The sequence below is a fragment of the Polaribacter sp. 2405UD43-2 genome, from assembly GCF_058147125.1.
In genome coordinates this window covers 92441-112042 of sequence record NZ_JBYVJX010000009.1, presented here as the reverse complement: position 1 = coordinate 112042, position 19602 = coordinate 92441, and the positions used below count along the sequence as shown (strand labels likewise).

The 19602-nt window shown below is 29.0% G+C and carries 11 protein-coding genes; 5 read left to right on the top strand and 6 right to left on the bottom strand.

All coding sequences use genetic code 11. The features are described 5' to 3' along the window. Nucleotides 1-88: 88 nt before the first annotated feature. Complete coding sequence (locus ACY2RX_RS12315) at nucleotides 89-1159, bottom strand: phosphotransferase enzyme family protein (protein WP_490104288.1); 1071 nt, start codon at nucleotides 1157-1159, stop codon at nucleotides 89-91. Then, nucleotides 1150-2055, bottom strand: a complete 906-nt coding sequence (locus tag ACY2RX_RS12310; protein ID WP_490104287.1) for a nucleotidyltransferase family protein — start codon at nucleotides 2053-2055, stop codon at nucleotides 1150-1152. The genes ACY2RX_RS12315 and ACY2RX_RS12310 overlap by 10 nt, the downstream gene beginning before the upstream one ends. Before the next feature lie 251 nt (nucleotides 2056-2306). Between ACY2RX_RS12310 and ACY2RX_RS12305 the strand changes: the two genes are divergently transcribed. Continuing rightward, nucleotides 2307-3344, top strand: a complete 1038-nt coding sequence (locus tag ACY2RX_RS12305; RefSeq protein WP_490104286.1) for a LacI family DNA-binding transcriptional regulator — start codon at nucleotides 2307-2309, stop codon at nucleotides 3342-3344. A gap of 96 nt (nucleotides 3345-3440) precedes the next feature. After that, a complete protein-coding gene (locus ACY2RX_RS12300; protein ID WP_490104285.1) occupies nucleotides 3441-5360 on the top strand; it encodes a DUF4955 domain-containing protein in 1920 nt (639 codons plus the stop codon). Between the two features lie 134 nt (nucleotides 5361-5494). Here the strand turns inward: ACY2RX_RS12300 and ACY2RX_RS12295 are convergent, their stop codons facing one another. The 4 genes from ACY2RX_RS12295 to kduI form a co-directional block, all read right to left on the bottom strand. Beyond that, complete coding sequence (locus ACY2RX_RS12295) at nucleotides 5495-7960, bottom strand: polysaccharide lyase family 8 super-sandwich domain-containing protein (protein WP_490104284.1); 2466 nt, start codon at nucleotides 7958-7960, stop codon at nucleotides 5495-5497. Further along, entirely contained in the window at nucleotides 7947-9137 is a 1191-nt protein-coding gene (locus tag ACY2RX_RS12290) for a BT3233 family polysaccharide utilization protein (RefSeq protein WP_490104283.1), read from the bottom strand. Before ACY2RX_RS12290 ends, ACY2RX_RS12295 begins: the two co-directional genes overlap by 14 nt. 92 nt (nucleotides 9138-9229) lie before the next feature. Further along, complete coding sequence (locus ACY2RX_RS12285) at nucleotides 9230-10021, bottom strand: gluconate 5-dehydrogenase (protein ID WP_490104282.1); 792 nt, start codon at nucleotides 10019-10021, stop codon at nucleotides 9230-9232. A gap of 18 nt (nucleotides 10022-10039) precedes the next feature. Beyond that, nucleotides 10040-10882 (bottom strand): 5-dehydro-4-deoxy-D-glucuronate isomerase, encoded by an 843-nt coding sequence (kduI, locus tag ACY2RX_RS12280; protein WP_490104281.1) that lies wholly within the window; start codon nucleotides 10880-10882, stop codon nucleotides 10040-10042. Between the two features lie 180 nt (nucleotides 10883-11062). Here kduI and ACY2RX_RS12275 point away from each other — a divergent pair, with 180 nt between their 5' ends. From ACY2RX_RS12275 to ACY2RX_RS12265, 3 genes are all read left to right on the top strand, one after another. Continuing rightward, a complete protein-coding gene (locus tag ACY2RX_RS12275) occupies nucleotides 11063-12097 on the top strand; it encodes a LacI family DNA-binding transcriptional regulator (protein ID WP_490104280.1) in 1035 nt (344 codons plus the stop codon). 38 nt (nucleotides 12098-12135) lie between these two features. Beyond that, on the top strand, nucleotides 12136-16242 hold the full coding sequence (locus ACY2RX_RS12270) for a hybrid sensor histidine kinase/response regulator transcription factor (protein ID WP_490104279.1): 4107 nt from the start codon (nucleotides 12136-12138) through the stop codon (nucleotides 16240-16242). Between the two features lie 167 nt (nucleotides 16243-16409). Then, on the top strand, nucleotides 16410-19595 hold the full coding sequence (locus ACY2RX_RS12265) for a SusC/RagA family TonB-linked outer membrane protein (protein ID WP_490104278.1): 3186 nt from the start codon (nucleotides 16410-16412) through the stop codon (nucleotides 19593-19595). Nucleotides 19596-19602 lie beyond the last annotated feature (7 nt).

Sequence of the window (19602 nt, the reverse complement as noted above, 5' to 3'; positions counted from 1 at the left end):
ATCCAAGTGACAAAACCGAAGATGGCAAACATACCTCCTATTATGACAATCGCTCTTGTGTTGTTTTTTTGTTGCATAGTGTTTTGTTTTATAGTTTTTCAGAAAAACTTTCTATCAATTTAAATTGATTTTTAGCTCTATCTAAGTTATGTTCTGAATAGTTTGTTTTGTAATAGGTGTCGTTATTTAAATAATCTGTTAAAAAACGAAGTCCCATTATAAAAATCATTGTTTTTGCTGCTAATGGTAAATACTTTAATTCTGTGGCTGATAAAGAATCTTTGGTTTGTTCTAAAAATCCTTTTTCGTAAGCTTTGTAATATTCTAAATTAAAGGCTACTTTAGACAAGTCTTTTTCATCTTCTGCTGCTGTATTACAAATAGTTCTAATGGCATCTCCAAAATCATAATGTATAATTCCTGGCATTACTGTATCTGTATCTATCATACAAATTCCTTTTTTGTTTTTATCGAAAAGTGAATTTGAAATTTTAGTATCATTATGAGTTACTCTTGTTGGAATTTTTCCTGTTGCCTTTAAGTTTTGAAGTATGTGCATTTCATCTTTTAAATCTGCCACCAACTTGGTGTATTTTGCCGCTTTTTGTAATCTTGCTTTTGTGGCACTTTGGATGGATGATGCATATTGTGAATAACGAAATGACATATCATGAAAATTCGGAATTACATCTATTAATTGACTGCTATCAAAATCGGATGTTAGGTTTAAAAATTTGCCTAAAAGTTTCCCTCCTTCGTAAGCAATTTCTTTGTCTTTTACAATTTCGTGTGTTACACTATCGTTGATAAAAACCATTACATTCCAATAGTCTTTATCCTTTTTGTAGTAATAAAAATCGGAGTTTTTGGTTTTTACAAAGCTTAATACTTTTTGACTTAGTTCATTCTCTGAAATACCTGTAAATTTACTTTTTATATGTTTACTGGTAAGTACTTTATTATTTACTAAACCTGGCACATCTTTAAAAATGTTATGGTTTATTCTTTGTAAAATATAGTTTTTGTTTCCTGCTGTTTTTACTAAAAACGTATCATTAATATGCCCCGAATTTAATTCTGAATGACTTATATATTCTGACTTATGGTCAAATTCGTTAAATATATTTTTTAGAGTGTTTGCTTCCATAACTAGTTCCATAAATTTGTTGGATAGACTCCGTTTTCTTTTAATTTATTGATCTCTTTTTGTGCTTTTTCTTTGTCATCACTATAAGTAACTCCAAACCATTTTGAGTTTGATGCTAATACTTTTACGGTTGCTTTTTTACTTTCTAACATCTTATTTACTATTAATGGTAAATAAAATTCGGCTTTTAGATTGTTTTTATTATTCTCTAAAAATTCTAAAAACAACGCGTCTCCAAACTCAAAACATTTAGGTGTAAACCCCCAAAAATTCATAGAAACTGTGGTGTTTTCATCAATAGGAATCATTTCTCCTGCCTCGTTCTCGCTTTTTAAGATTCCGTCTAATTTTTCAATTCTTGTTCTTTCTGTTACATCTGTTAGGTAACCGTTTTTATCAACAGTACATTCACCTCTAGAAACATAGCCATTGTCTGAAACTGTATTTTTTAAAGAATAGGCAACCATACTAAAATCGTAGCTATTTTTATCTGTATTTCTTAGTTGTTCTGCAATCGTTTCAAATGCCTGTCTGCTATAAAAATCATCGGCATTTATAATGGCAAAATTTTCTTTTACAACATCTTTTGTCATCAATAAAGCGTGCCCTGTTCCCCAAGGTTTTACTCTTTCTGGGTTTTTATATTTTTCTGGAACGTTGTCTAATTCTTGAAAAACATATTCTACTGCTACCTTACCTGCTAACTTTTTATTAAAAATGGCTTTAAAATCTTCTTCAAAACTTTTTCTTATGATAAAAACTACTTTACCAAAACCTGCCTGAATTGCATCGTACAAAGAAAAATCTATAATTGTATCTCCTTCTGGTGTAAATGTATCCATCTGTTTTAAGCCTCCATAACGGCTTCCCATTCCTGCAGCTAAAATTACTAATGTCGGTTTGTTCATTTTTTTTCTGTTTATAATATTTCTTCCTCTTAAAAGTTTTTTAAATCAAATTCAAACACCTACAAGTCAATATTTTAAAATAGTTTATAGTTATAAAGAACTCTTTTAAGGCTTTACAAATTTAGTCATTAAAAGAATATAAAAAAAGAAAAACACGAAAAAATGTGTTCGAACACATTTTTTCGTGTTGTCGAACACAGAAATTGTCTAATTAGGCAATTAGAATAATAAAATCTATCTATATTTGTGTTATGACAAAAAAATATACCATAAAAGATATCGCAGAAATTGCTGGTGTATCTAAAGGTACAGTTGATAGAGTTTTACACAAAAGAGGAAAAGTTTCTGCAAAAGCATTAGAAAAAGTAAATACAGTTTTAAATAAAATAGACTATAAGCCAAACTTACTTGCCAGAAGCTTAAAGAACACAAAAGACTATCATATCTGTGTAGTGCTGCCAGATTTTAATAGAGATTCTTTTTGGCTTCCTTGTAATGAAGGCATACAAGAAGCTATTAAAGAATTTTCTTCTTTCGGAATTTTTATAGAACCTTTCTTTTTTAGTCCTAATGATATACAATCTTTTATAAAAGTAAATAATGATGTTTTAAAAATAGCCCCAGATGCTGTTTTATTAGCTCCTTTATTCTATAAAGAAACAACAGAAATTATTGCTAGTTATGCACTTTCTAATATTATTGTAAGTAAGTTTAATAATCAATTAGACACTGAAAACATTAAAAACTTTGTGGGTCAAGATTTATTTAAAAGTGGTAGTGTTGCTGCAAATTTACTTAGAATGATTACTCCTATAAATTCTACAATTGCTATAATTCATATTGATGAAGATTTTAATAATGCAGTTCATATGCAAGAAAAAGAAAAAGGGTTTAGAAAGTATTTTAATGATTCTTCTGACTATAAAATAAGAACTTTTAATTTTCGACAATCGCAACTCAATAATAATTTAGAAACCATTTTTAATTCTTCTTCAGAGATTGTGTCAGTTTTTGTTACCACATCAAAAGTTTATAAAATTGCTCATTTTTTAAAAAATAAAAAAATAAAAAATGTTCATTTAATTGGTTATGATTTGCTTGTTGAAAACATACAATATTTAAATGAGAATTTAATCCAATTTTTAATTCATCAAAATCCTAAAAAACAAGTTTATTTAGGATTAACTTACTTAGCAGAACATTTTCTTTTTGGTAAAGAAATTCCTAAAAAAAGTTTATTACCAATAGATATTATTACTTCAGAAAATTTAGAAACTTATTTAAGTTAAGCTTTTATTTTTTTTGATTAAAAAACCCCTTTAAAAGAACATAATACCTCCTATTTAAAAAACAAGAATTAACTAATTTTATAAAAAATAAAAAATATGAATTTTAGTTTTTCAAAAATATTATCATCCACTTTTTTTTTCTTCTTAGTTATAAAGCTTGCTGCTCAAAACCCTAGTTCATTATATCAAAATTGGGTAAACGCGCAAACAAATAATACCACACCAACCTTACCGACTTTTAGTTATGCTGGGTATCATAATGGAGAAATTGACCTACCAACTTCTTTCTCTCAGCAAATTTATAACGTTACCAATTACGGAGCGGTTGCAAATGATAATAAATCTGACAAAGCTGCTATCATTGCAACCATTGCTGTGGCTGAAGCAAACCCTAATGGAGGAATTATTTTCTTTCCTCCTGGTAAATTTATAGTTAATGACACAAATCCAACTGAAGCGGGTGTTACTGCAGATGACCCAAGCCAAGTTATTAGAATTTCTAAAAGTAATATTGTAATTAAAGGAAGTGGTTCTGGTATTGGGGGTACTGAGTTGTATCAAAAAAGTCATACAACACACCCAGATATGGCTACAAGACCTTGGGCTTGTCCATATTTATTTATGTTCTGGAATGGTGAAGATTCTACCAATTCTTTTAGAGCTAATGTTACTGCCAACGCTAATAGAGAATCTTATACGGTTCAAGTAAATACTACATCAAACATTTCTGTGGGACAATGGGTAGAATTATTTGTTAAAAATAACAATAGTAATTTTGTAAATGAAGAATTAGCACCTTTCTCAACCTCAGATTTTTATCAACCTGAAAATTTAAAGATCGTAAATAATGGTGTAGAGATTAGAGAAATTCACAAAGTGGTAAGTAAAACAAGTAATTCTATCACCTTTAAAGAACCTATTCACAGAGCAATTAACGCTTCTTATGGTTGGAAAATAAACAACTTTAAAGCTTTAGAAGAAGTAGGGGTTCAAGATTTAAAATATACAGGCGGTTATATTTGGAATTTTTTACACCATAGAGCTCCACAAGAAATACATCCTGGTGAAGCTGTAAATGGCCCTAATGCTTTTAAAAGTGATTCTGGTTGGAGTGGCATTGGATTTAACCATGTAGTAAATAGTTGGATTAAAAATGTTGAGTTTTCTGCAATGTCTCAAGTAGCTATATTTACATTTTCTGCAAATATTACTGCTTTAAATAATAAATATACAGGCAATCCTGGTCATAATTTTATCACTGCCAATTCCTCTACTGGTTGTTTTATTGGAAACAATAAAGACTTAACAACTGGTGTTTGGCATGGAGCTGGCGTAAACGGAAAATCCATAGGAAATGTACTTTGGAGAAATGAACATCCACAAAACGGAAATTCGGGTATGGAAATACATGCAAGCCAACCCAGATCAACACTTTTTGATGCCTGTAAAGGAGGTTTCTTTTTAAATGCAGGAGGAGCATACCAATCATTACCTAATCATTTAAAAAATTTAGTGTTATGGAACTTTGAAGGAGTTTCTTACAGTAACTCTAATGTAAAATCTTTTGCACCACTCCCAAATCGAAATCTAAAATTTATAACACCAATTATTTCTGGCTTAAAAGGGTTTACAATGTCTACAGAAACAAATCAATACCAAGTAAACGAATCTGAAGGAACACACGTAGATGAAGAATCTTTATATGAAGCTCAGTTAAAATACAGATTAGGTACACTTCCTAATTGGATAAACAATACTTTAACAACTAAAAATTATAATGTAAATAAAACGAAAGTGTTTCCAAACCCTTTTTCTGCAGAAATTAAAATATCTAATTTAAATGCAAAATTTATAAAGGCTTTTATAATTGATTCTTCTGGAAGAATTATTTTATCTAAAAATATTAAAGGTATTGAAAACATTAACTTAAAATTAAAAAACTTATCAAATGGGATTTATTTTTTAAAGTTGATTGGTTCTTCTTTTTCAACAACACATAAAATTATTAAAAAATAATAGTTACTTTAAATATATTCACAACAAAAAAGGGTTTCTAATTATTTTTTATAATTAATATAGTTTGATTAGAATAAATAATAAAAAAGGCAAGATTATTTATAAACAATCTTGCCTTTTTTATTAAATGAAATTTATAAAAGGTTAACAGAAATAGGCTTACCTGTAAGATTTCCTTTTGGAAGCTCTACTTTAAGAGTATACCATTTTCCTTCTCTTTTAGCATTTTTAATTTTAAGTGTAGTTTTAATAGTAATCGCTTCTAAACCAGGAGTCATTGTTGGGTCATTAACCGTTAATCTATATCCTTTTACTTGCTTTTCTAATAAAATTACCACGGGATGAGATACTTTAAGTTCAAAACTATCTTCAGCTTTTAATGTGCTTTTTGTAGAATAAAAAACAGCTCCTAGTACTTTTTTATCAACGGATTGTAATGCTTGAACTAAAGTGTCATTACGAATTATATTTACAGGCCTTTTTCTAAAAGCTTCTTTAGCTGTTTTATTACCTAAATATACAGCATAAGCATAAGTATCATTAACTGGAGTTTTACTATGATTTATTGCTAATTGAAATACTTTTGCTGAAGAAGGTAATTTTTTTGCTCTTTTATTAGCTTCATTATACTTTACCCAGTCTGCTTGTCTTTCTTCACTAGTAATATGTATATTTCCTTTATTCCATTTAGGAAAAATAGCATAAGACATTTGATTTTCTTGCTCAACAAGAATTAAGTTTTTGCTTTTTTTATTTTTAAGAATAATTCTTTTATTCTCTTTTAAAGAACAAAATCTTTTTTTATTTTTCTTACTATAACTAACTTTTCCGTTTAAAAGTGTTTGATTAATTGTAGTATAAACTTCTCCGTCCTTTTCAGGTTGAGTATTGGTAATACCAGAGCCTAATGCAATCATATAATCGTTCCATAAAAAATAACTTTTATGTGCTTTTACTCCGTAAATTAAATCTACATTAAGTTCTTCTCTCCTGTTTGTTTTATACTTTTTACCAGAATTTATTTTCTCAAACTTAAATCCTACGATTCCATTTCCAGATTCTGATACTGATGCACCTGCAAAGTTATACTTGCTGCAAAACCCAGACCAATTAGTAATTGTTTTTGGCAAAGAACTTGGGTGCCTATTAGTTACACCTGGTGTAGAATAAATGTCCCAAACTCCAAGAATATCTTTGTATTCGCGTCCTTTTTTTGTAAATAAAGTAGCACCGTCATTGGTAAAGAAATTTAACTTATCAGCCATTGAGTCAGCACTTTCGGTACCATCAACTCTAAAAGAAGCCATATTGATGAAAGCAGCATATTCTGAAGTTTTTTTAACAACATCATCATTATTAAAAAAGAATCTGATACCTGAATATTTGTTAGGATAATCAGACATTAATAGCAGTTTTTTATTTGCTTCTTTTTTATACTGTTTTAACTCTTTAACTTGTTCATTACTTAAAGAAGGTTGAAAATCAGACAGTAATTTGTTAACCAATTTTATAGATTTAATAACCTTACTTTTAGATTTATACTGAAATGTATGACGACTTAAAAAAAGTTGATCGTAGCCTTTGTAATGATAAAAAGATGAGCCTCTTAAATAGTTAAAGATGCTATTTATATTAGATTCAGATAGTTTTTGGCTCCAAGGAGTATTTTTTAAATAACTTAAAATAGCCAATGCATTAATAGTACCATCTATTGGATATTCAAAAATTAAGCATTGACGACCATGACCCCATCCTGCTCCATCTGCAGTAAAACCTTCAGACCAAAATGAGGTTTTATTTGTTACTTGCGAAGTTGGACTAATTGATTTTTTAGTTACTTCTGCCAAAACATCAACCATCTTTATAGATTTTAACATTATAGCACAAGGTAATAAACTACGATATGCTAAAGCATTTCCTCCTACCCACCAGACATGGTGTCTAAATCTTTCAACAGAAACTACATTTTTATCTGTTTCGTCATTTCTTACTGGTTGTGTCCAACTTTGTTTACCTAATACTTTTAATATTTTATTCAATTCTACAAACAAAGGATCATTTACAGTGTTGTTTTCAACTGCATCCATTAAATTTATTAAGGAAAAATAACTATTTATTGCTGCTGTTGGAATTGCAAAACAAGAAGAATGAAAACGTGTTGATACGTTTGGAAGATCTTTTTCTATTTGCCCTAAATATACCATTCCCTTTGCTATTTTACGAAATAAAGAATCGGATTGGTAACTTTGATAAGACTTGTTTCTATACTGCTCTGCAATTTTCCAATATTTATTGTATTGAACAGAAATAAAATCACTTATTTTTCTGGTAGGCATTTTTATTGCCTCTTCTTTATTTTTTACAATATTTTTGAAATCAGGAAAAAGACCATTTTCATCTATATTATTAATGAGTTTAGCTCTACTAGTTTTTATTGAGTTTAACTGGTGACCTCTATACTTTCTTTTTGAAAAAAACTCTCTAAAGTATTTTATTCCATCCTCTTTTGTTGTTACTTTTTGTTGTGCACTTACTGTAGAAGATAAGCTGAGTAAAAGCCATACACAAAACCAAAAAAAATTAAAATTATTTGTTTTCACTATTCTCTTTTTTTACTTCTAAAGGATTATTAATCATTTTAGAGAATTTATTTAAATAGTTTTCCCATTCTTTATTCGATTTAAATTGCCCGCTTTTTACCCATCCAAAACCAGCATAATAAACAACTTTATTATTTTTAACGTTAAGATGTGCATAAGCATTGCTTAAATCTTTAGTTTCAACATCGTATTTTTCAAAACCTTTAAAAGTGTTTTTTGGAGCTATGATAGCAGTACCAAGTTCAGAGTCTGCGTGAGGTTGCCAATAACTAACCCAGCCATTTTTATTACTACCTGTAACTTTACCATCTTTTTCATGCAAAGTTAATCCTGCAGAAATAGTATTTGTTCCTTCGATATTAGTTGTAAATTTCGAAAAATTATTACCTAAATCTAAACTGATAACTTTAGACTCTTTAATTTTTTTACCATTAGCATCCCAATTTTCATATTCTAAATAAAAACTTGTTCTTAATGGACCAGTAGTAATGGTTCTCCATTTTGTATAATTTTTAGAATAATAATAAACATCATTAGACTTAACAGCAATACCACCAACACCTCTACTAACCCCCACATGGAAATTGTCTAAACCTTCGCCAGTATCTTCATGATAGCTTCCTGTTTTATCTATCATTGTTTCTTTATACCATTTATTAATTACAGGATATTCTACTCTTTTTAACCAAGCATCTACTCCACTAGATAAAGTGCCACCAGGAATATTGTCTTCTATCATTTTTTGAGCCACAGGACCATAAACTCTAAAAGCAACTTTGTTGTTTTCCCAAGTATAATCATCTGTTCTTTCTGGCACAAAACGAGAATAACATAAATCATCTGCTTTAGGTTTTTCTGCTTCAGTAATGGTTACCACTTCAAATTTAGCTTCTGAGTTTGCAGCTACTTTAGGTTGAAATAAAATTTCATCCATAGAACCATCTCCGTCTAAATCTACCAATTGAGTAACTTGTAATTTACCCGATTTTACATCTTTAATTCCTAAAAGTGATAAATCATCAACATTTAAAGAAGATTTATTGATTTCGACGATTTCAAAAGTCCGTGCTATATCGAGCGTATTTTTTACGGTAATAATTGTAGCTTTTTTTTCTGTTGAACAAGAAATGTTAAGAGACACAATTAATAGATAAGAAAGTGTTTTAATAATATTCATTTTTCGTTAATTTAAGTTAAAAAATTAAAAAACCTGCCCAATATAAAAAGACAGGTTTTCTAAACTATTATATTTATATTGATAAAGTTTCACTAGTCTTCATTGGCAGGTTTACCAATAGTTGCTAAAATACCACCATCTACATAAACTATATGTCCGTTTACAAAATCACTTGCTTTAGAACTTAAAAAGATGGCTGCTCCTTGTAAATCTTCTGGAGTTCCCCAACGTGCAGCTGGTGTTCTTTTTATAATAAATTCGTTAAACGGATGACCATCTACTCTAATTGGTGCTGTTTGACTTGTTGCAAAATACCCTGGTCCAATTCCGTTTGTTTGGATGTTAAATTTAGCCCATTCTGTAGCCATACTTCTGGTAAGCATTTTTAAACCACCTTTTGCAGCAGCATAAGCACTTACAGTATCTCTACCTAATTCACTCATCATAGAACAGATGTTTATAATTTTACCTCCACCTCTTTCTATCATACCTTTTGCAACGTATTTAGAAACAATAAATGGCCCAACTAAATCCACATCAATTACTTGTCTAAAGTCTGATGTTTCCATTTCTACAATAGGAGTTCTTTTAATAATACCTGCATTGTTTACTAAAATATCTATTGCACCAACTTCTTTTTCTATTTTTTCGATAGATTCTTTTACAGCTTTATCATCCGTTACATCAAATACATAACCATAGGCATTTAAACCACAAGCTTTGTATTCTGCAACAGCTTCATCTAATGCTTCTTTAGAAAAATTATTTACCACAATTGTTGCTCCAGCGTTTCCTAAACCTTTGGCCATAGCCATTCCTAATCCGTGAACTGCTCCTGTTACTAAAGCTACTTTTCCTGTTAAATCAAATAAGTTAATTGACATATTTTCTGTTTTTATTGATTATCTTAATTCGTTAATTTTGCAGTGATCCATATCACCATAATCTAAATTTTCTCCAGCCATTCCCCAAATAAAAGAATAACTACTTGTACCAGAACCTGAGTGAATTGACCAAGGTGGAGAAATTACGGCTTCGTTATTTCCCATCCAAATGTGTCTTGTTTCTGTTGGTTCTCCCATAAAATGGCAAACAGCTTGATCTGATGGAACTTCGAAATAGAAATAAACCTCCATTCTTCTGTCATGCACATGCGCTGGCATTGTATTCCAAGAACTTCCAGATTTTATGGTAGTCATTCCCATTTGTAATTGACAAACCTCTACTACACTGTTTACAATGTATTTTCTTAATGTTCTTGCATTTGCAGTTTCTGCTGCACCTAACTCAATAGTTTCAACATCATCTTTACCAATTTTTTTAGTTGGAAAAGCTTTGTGAGCTGGAGTAGAGTTTAAATAAAATAAAGCTGGATTTTCTGCAGATTCACTAGAAAATGTTACATCTTTATTTCCTTGACCAACATATAGTGCTTCTTTATGCTCTAAAACATACGTTGTTCCATCTACAGTTACAGCTCCTTTTTCTCCAACATTAATAATTCCTAACTCTCTTCTATCTAAAAAGTTTTCAGACTTTAAAGCATCTATAGTTTCTAATTTTAATGGAGATTCTGTGGGTACTGCACTACCAGCTATAAATCTGTCATAATGCGTATAAACTAGGTTTATAACGTTAGGAACCATTAAATTATCTATCAAAAATTCTTCTCTAATTCTTGTTGTGTCGTAATTTTTTACATCTTTTGGCGATACCGCAAATCTTGTGCTATAGTTTGTTTTCATAATTATAATTTTGTATTTTTAAAATAATGTTCTACAAAACATTCTGTGGCAAAAGTAATAAAAAATATTAAAATACAATCGATTGTATTTTAATATTTTTTATCTTTGTTCTATATAAAGTGAATTTTATGTTTAAATTCACTTAAAAAACAAGAACTAAAAAAGAGGTTTTTTTAAAGGATGGATAATAGTGAAGTTACTATACATGATATTGCGCAAATTTTAGGTATTGATAGCTCTACAGTTTCAAGAGCATTAAATAATAGCCCAAGAGTTGCTAAAAAAACAAAGAATAAAATTTTTGAAAAAGCGAATGAATTAGGTTATCAAAGAAATTATTTAGCATCAAATTTACGCAAAAGTAAAACCTATACTTTAGGAGTAATTGTACCAAGAATATCTCGTCATTTTTTCTCTTCTGCTATTGCTGGTATAGAAGAAACTGCATTTAAAGCAGGTTATAATGTTATTATTTGTCAATCTTTAGAAAGTTTAGAAAGAGAACAAAGTATTATTAATACGTTATTAGCAAATAGAGTTGATGGTGTTTTAATTTCCATTTCTATGGAAACAAAAAATTACAACCATTTAAAAGGTTTAAAGCAAAGAAATATTCCGTATGTTTTTTTTGATAGATATTGTAATATTAAAGATAACAGCAATGTTATTATAAATGATTTTGATGCGGCTTATAAAGCTGTTGAGCATTTAATACATAAAAACAGTAAAAAAATTGCACACTTTTCTGGACCCCAGAGTTTAGAAATTTATAAAAACAGACTTAAAGGGTATAAAGCTGCTTTAAAAAACTACAATATCCCTTTTAGAGAAGAATTGGTAATATCTTCTAGTTTAATGGAAAAGGATGCAACAGAAAACGTAAAAAAACTGTTAGCATTACCTTACAAAGTAGATGGTTTATTTTGTGCTAACGATGTAATTGCAATTGGAGCTATTAAATACTTAAAAGATTTAGGTGTAAAAATACCCAAAGATATTGCTATTGTAGGTTTTAGTAATGAATCTATTTCGTCTGTTATAGAGCCGGCATTAACCACTATTAATCAACCTGGTTTAGAAATTGGAATAACCGCAACTAATTTGCTTTTAGAAAACATTTCTAATAAAAACAAGAAGCAGGTAAATGAAACTATTATTGTTAAAACTGACTTAATAGAACGCAAATCTTCTTTGAGAGTTGCAAAAAATTATTAAATTTAAATTCTTTATAAATTAATAGACTAAAGGTTAAGATGAAGCTTAAAAAATTATTGTTTTTTTTCTCTTTTTTTATTGTTTTTTATAACACGTTTGCTCAAGATATTTCTAGCTCAAATCAGTTACTAAAATTTAAGCAATTTTCATTAGCAGAAGGCTTATCTCAAAGTTCTGTAATTTGTATTCTTCAAGATACAAAAGGTTTTATGTGGTTTGGTACTAGAGATGGATTAAACAAATACGATGGTCATACCTTTAAAACCTATAGATATGATCATAAAAACAAAACCACCATTAGTAACAGTTATATTAAATCTTTGTTTGAAGATAAAAACGGAAATATTTGGATAGGAACTCTTAACGGATTAAATAAATATTTACCTACAAAAGATAGCTTTAAAAGATTTAAGCATAATAAAAAAGAAAGTAGCCTAATTAACAATGAAATTTCGAGCATAGCACAAGCAGAAGAAAACTATATTTGGGTGGGTACAAGTTTAGGTTTAGAAAAATTTAATACGCTTACAGGTAAAAGCAATCATATAAATATTGGTAATAGTAATTTAAAAAAAGAAATTCTTTCTTTATATAAGGACAACAATAACAATTTATGGATTTGTAACAAAGAAAACATTACCATTTATAATGATAAAGTAACAGAAATACCCTACCCAAAAACTAAAAAAGAAGAAGCTAACAAAAACTTTGTCTCGGTTATTTATAAAGACCAAAACAACACAACTTGGTTAGGATATAGAAACGGTTTAGCCATCTATAATAAAGAAACGAATACTTTTAAAGATTATAAAATCAACTCAACTAAAATTAGTCAAATATCAGATGAAGTTAGAACAATTTATGAAGATATTTATGGCAACCTCTGGGTAGGCACTTATAACGGTCTATACATTATAAACAATAAAAGAACTAGCATATCTTACTATTTTCATGACGAAAACAATTTAAATAGTTTAAGTCAAAATTCAATATACAGTATTATTGGAGACACAAAAGGTGATGTTTGGGTTGGTACTTATGTAGGTGGAGTTAATTTCTACGATAGAAGTTTAGATATCTTTAAAAATTATTATGCAGGTGCAAACAATTACAAATTAAATTATAAAGTAGTTAGCTCTATAATAGAAGATCCTTTAGGTAATTTATGGATAGGCACAGAAGGTGGAGGTATTAATTTGTTGGATAAAAAAACGGGTAAATTCACTTACTACTCACATAACAAAAACAACCCCAACAGCATAAGTACCAACAATATAAAATGTATTCTTAGAACTAAAGAAGGTAATTTTTGGATAGGAACTCACGATGGTGGTCTTAACTTTTTAAACCCTAAGAAAAAACCTTTTGTTTTTAAAAAATATAAAAATGAATTTAAAAACAATGCCAGCCTAAGTAATAATAGGATTATTACCTTATTTGAAGATCATAAAAAAAATATTTGGGTGGGTACTTCTGGTGGTGGATTAAATATATACAATCCAATCCAAAATAATTTTATTAGAATTTCAAACATATCAACAACTATAGGAACAATGGTTTACGATATTGCTAAAACTCATAAAAAAGACGTTTTACTTATATCTGGCAACAAAGGTTTAGCAACTATTAATATAAATACAAAAAAAATAACTCCTGTAAGATATGAATTAAAAGATGATAATATAGCGGCTGTAACGCTTTGCGTTTATGAAGATAACCAAAATAATTATTGGATTGGTACAGAAGGAAATGGTTTGTTTTATTATAACACCACTACAAAAAAAAGTACAAAATACGGAACTTCTGAGGGCTTACCTAACGAAGTAATTTACACCATTTTACCAGACGATTATAACAATATCTGGTTCAGTACCAATAAAGGTCTAAGTAGGTTAAGCTTAGAAACGCATCAATTTAAAAACTTTGACGTTTCTGATGGACTTGTTGAAAACGAATTTAATTATGGCGCTAAATTAAAGTTAAAAAACAAAGAATTAATGTTTGGTAGTGCCAACGGAATTGTATTTTTTGATCCAAATAAAATCACCGAAAATACATTCATCCCTCCAGTTTACATCACTTCAATTTCGGTAAACAATAAACCTTATTTATCGGGCACAGATATCACTAAAAATATAGAACTTACACACAACCAAAATGTGTTTAGTTTTAACTTTATTGCCTTAAGCTACTCGCAATCTAGCAAAAATAAATATGCATATAAATTAGAGGGTTTTGATAAAGATTGGAATTATGTAGGAAATAAAAAATCGGCAACTTACACAAATTTAGATTCTGGCAATTATCTGTTTAAAGTAAAAGCTTCTAACAATGATGGTTTATGGAACGAAAAAGGGCAATCTATAAAAGTTAAAATTCTTCCTCCTTTCTGGAAAACCTGGTGGGCATATCTTATTTATTCCATACTTTCATTAGCACTGTTATTCTTAATAAGAAAATACAGTTTAATAAGAATTTATGAAAAAAACCAATTAAAACAAGAACGTTTAGAAAAAGAAAAATTAGAAGAAATAAACAGATTAAAACTAAAATTATTCACCAATATTTCGCATGATTTTAGAACACCTTTAACTTTAATTATTGGTCCTTTAGAAAGGATGATAAAAAATAAAGAAGGCAACCATTTTATACAAAAACAACATCAAACAATGTATAGAAATGCTAGTGTTTTGTTGCAACTTATTAATCAATTATTAGATTTTAGAAAAAGTGAATCTGGTAAATTAAAGCTAAAAGCTTCTAAAAACAATATTGTATTATTTGTAGAAAACATAAAAAAATCTTTTGATGAATTAGCAAATTTTAGAGAAATAGAATACAAATTCAAATCTACAGAAGACACTTTAGATATTTGGTTTGATGTTGTAAACCTAAAAAAAGTAATTTTTAACTTATTATCTAACGCGTTTAAATTTACATCTAATAATGGTAAAATTAAGATAAAAATAGCGACAACTAAAAAAAATAAAACTAGGTTTGTTAAAATAGAAATAAAAGATAATGGAAAAGGAATTCCTAAAAAGAATTTAAAATATGTTTTCGATCGTTTTTATCAAATAGAACGAGATGAAAATAATCGCTCTGGTACTGGTATTGGTTTAGCATTAGCAAAAAGCGTAATAGAACTTCACAGCGGAAAAATTAAGGTAGAAAGTAAAGAAAAAGAAGGCACTACTTTTGTTGTTTTATTACCTTTTGGAAATAACCATTTAACTAAAGAACAACTAATAATTGAGCCAAATGAAATAGAAAGTATTAGTGTTTTTGAAGGAACTACAGTAGATTCATTAAAAGAAAAAACACAAAACCTCCCATCAAAAAAAGTAGAAATAAATTCAGAATTGCCAACGCTTTTGTTGGTAGAAGATAACTCAGAAGTTAGAGCTTTTATCAAACAAATTTTTGAAGAAAAACATAATATTCTAGAAGCAGAAAACGGAAAAGAAGCTTTGGCAATAGCAAAAAATAACAGTCTAGATTTAATTATTAGTGATGTTATGATGCCTATAATGAATGGTATAGAACTTTGTAAAAAAATTAAAACAGATGTTATTACCAGTCATATTCCTGTATTATTATTAACAGCAAAAACATCAGAAGAATCTAAAAAAGAAGGCTATAAAACAGGAGCAGATGCTTATGTAACCAAACCTTTTGTGGCAAGTGTTTTAGAACAAAGAGTAACCAATCTTTTAAACACTAGGCAAAACCTTATAAGAAAATTTAAAAAAGATATTATTTTAAAACCGAAAGAGTTAGAAATTACCTCTGCAGATGAAGTTTTCTTAAAAAAGAGTATTTCTTTAATAGAAGAAAACATTAATAATACCGAATTTTCTATTAATGTTTTTATTTCAGAAATAGGGATGAGTCGTTCTGCATTATATAGAAAATTAAAAGCTTTAACAGGGCAATCAATCACAGAATTTATTAGAACTATTAAATTAAAAAGAGCCGCACAATTAATATCTCAAACCAATTTAACAATTTCAGAAATCGCATTTGATCTTGGGTTTAATGATTTAAAACACTTTAGAAAATCATTTCAAAAACTTTTTGATGAACTTCCATCACAGTACCGTCAAAAGAATTCAAAAAAGAATTCTAAAGAAAATAATGAATAGTTAATTCTGTTTTCTTTTTTATATATGAAATTTGTATGCTACTCAACACTAACTAGTTGCTAAAAACTAGAACTCATAACCCCTAATAAAGAGCAAAAGCACCCCCTAAATTTCTTTAACATCTTCTTAACTTTACACTATAATTTAAATAAACCAAAATAATAGTGATGAAAAATCATATTAGAATATCTTTAATTAAATCAAAAACGAGTAAAATCTCTCGCTTTTTATTTTTATTAATTGCACTAATAAGTGCAATTAATACATTTGGTCAGGTAAAAACAGTTACAGGTGTTGTTACCGACGAAGTTAACACTCCTTTACCTGGAGTTTCAATTCTAGAAGTTGGAACCGTTAATGGAGTTACCACAGATTTTGATGGTAAATATGCTATTAAAGCTAAAGTAGGAACCAAGTTATCTTTTAGTTACATTGGTTACAAAACAGTAACAAAAATTGTAGGCAAAGGAAATGTACTCAATTTAAAACTAGATCCAGATATCGAAAGTCTAGAAGAAATTGTAGTAATTGGTTATGGTTCTGTTCAGAAAAAAGATTTAACTGGTTCTGTTGCAACCGTTAAAATGGATAAACTACAAGAAGCCCCCGTTGCAAATTTTGACCAAGCATTAGGGGGTAGAGTTGCTGGTGTGCAGGTTAATGTTAATAGTGGAGAACCAGGAAGCTCAGCTTCTATTACCATTAGAGGTGGTAATACTATAAATGGTGATAATTCTCCTTTGTATGTCGTAGATGGTTTTATTATGGAAAGTTTTTCTCCTGATATTATAGATCCATCAGATATAGAAAAGATGAGCGTTCTAAAAGATGCTTCTGCTACCGCAATTTATGGGGTTAGAGGGGCAAACGGGGTTATTATTATTACTACCAAAAGAGCCAAAGTAGGAAAAACAAAAATTACCTATCAAACAAGATTAGATTTAAAAAACGTGACTAAAATGTTAGATGTTTTAGAACCTTATGATTTTTTAAAGCTATCAGAAGAAATAAATCTTTCAGCAACAACCAGTAGATATTATTCAGTTTTTGATGAAACTCTTAACAGATATGTTCAGGTCGGTAATGCAGAAGATTATAAAGGTGTAAAAGGTAGAAACTGGCAAGAAGAAGCATATAGAACAGCAGAGTCAAGAACTCACAAACTAAATATTTCTAGTGGTACAGATAAAACTAGATTTAACGCTTCTATAAACTATTTAGATGACCAAGGTTCTTTATTAAACTCTGAGTATAATAGATTAAATGGACGTATAACATTAAATCATAAAATTAATGATAAACTAGATACAACTGTAGATGTGCTTTACTCCAACTCAACTCAAGAAGGATTAAATACAAAAGGAACTTCTTCTTATTCTTTTCTAAGAAATCTTATTACCTATAACAATGTAGCTAATAAATTTATAAAATATAAAGATGGTTTTGATCCTTTAAATAATGTAAGTGATGAGTTCGATTTACAAAACATATCTATTTGGCATCCATTAGTATCTTTAAAAAATGAATATAGAAAAAGAGTAGATGACAGATTTATTGCAAACTTAAGAGCAAAATATAAATTTAATTCTAATTTTTATATAGATTCTAGAGTAAGTTTTAATAAGTCTTTTAGACAAAATGCTGGGTTTAGCAACAGTAAAACAGTTTACGGTAGGTTAGTAAACCCTATTAATGGTATTAATGGTGGAATGGATTATACAAGATGGTCTAATTTTTCTGCAGTAAATACATTACACTATAAAAAAAGAATTAATAAACACTCTTTTAATGCTTTGCTTGGTGCAACAATAAATAGTAGAGAAACATCTAGAACTAGGTATACTTCTATCCAAATACCCAAATTTGTAGAACATCTTGGTATTAACTCTCTTAGTTATGGTACTTTAAGTAGTGCTGGCGACCTAAATTATAATGAAAACGCTTACATTTTCTCTCTACTAAGTAGGGTAAATTATAATTATGCGGGTAAATATTTATTAACCGCTTCAATAAGAAGAGATGCTTCATCAAAATTTGCAAAAAAACATAGAGCAGGGTACTTTCCATCTTTTGCTGTATCTTGGAATGCACACAAAGAAGCCTTTATTAAAAAATTGGATATATTTTCACAATTAAAATTTAAAGCAGGTTATGGTAAAACAGGAAATGATAGAATACCTGGTAATGCAAGGTTTGATCTTTTAACTGACAGTGCTGCTAATTATACATTTGATGACCGATCAAGTCCAGGACAAAGACCATCAAGTATAGGTGCAAATCCAAACTTATTCTGGGAAACTACAGATCAAATTAATTTTGGTGCAGATATTGGTTTATTTAAGGGAAGAATTTCTTTAAGTACAGAAGCCTATCAAAAAGACACTAAAGATTTGTTATTATACTCAGATACCGCTCCTTCGCAAGGGTTTTCAAAAATTTGGGTGAACTCTGGTCATGTAAGAAATAGAGGTCTAGAGTTTAGTTTAAATACTGTAAATATAGCTACAGAAGATTTTAAATGGACAACAGATTTTAATATTTCATTTAACCAAAATACCATAGTTTCTTTACCAGAACAGAAACCTATTTTTGGAAAACCTAATTATTACTGGCCTTTTAGCACAAATCAATTCTTAGTTGAAGAAGGAAAACCATTAGGTAATATGTACGGGTATATCACAGATGGTTTGTATCAAATTAAAGATTTTAAAAACTATGATCCTAACGCATCTTCATTTACATTAGATTCAACACAACCGAGATATCTGCAAAACCATCAACCTGGAGACCAAAAATATGTTGATGTAAATGGAGATGGACAAATTACTGAAGCTGATAAAACAATTATCGGTAATGCTTTACCAACACACTTTGGAGGTTTGAGCAATACATTTTCTTATAAAAACTTTGAATTGAGTGCATTTTTACAATGGTCTTATGGTAATGATGTGTTAAATGCCAACAGGTTAGTTTTAGAAAGAATGACAAATTCTGGAAATAACCAATTAGCAACTACACTTAATAGATGGACACCTACAAATCAAAATGCAACTCTACATAGAGCTGGTGGAGAAGGGCTTGATGATATTTCAACTAATATAATTGAAGACGGTTCTTTTTTAAGACTAAAAACCGTTAATTTGAGATATACTTTTTCTAAAGAAGTTGTAGAAAAGTTAAACTTAAATAGTTTATATCTTAATATTTCAGGTCAAAACCTTGTAACTTGGACAAATTATTCTGGTTTAGACCCAGAAGTTTCGGTGTCTAGATCTCTTATAACACCAGGTATCGATTATTCTGCGTATCCAAAACATAGAATAATTAGTTTTGGTTTAAACTTAACATTTTAAAAAAACA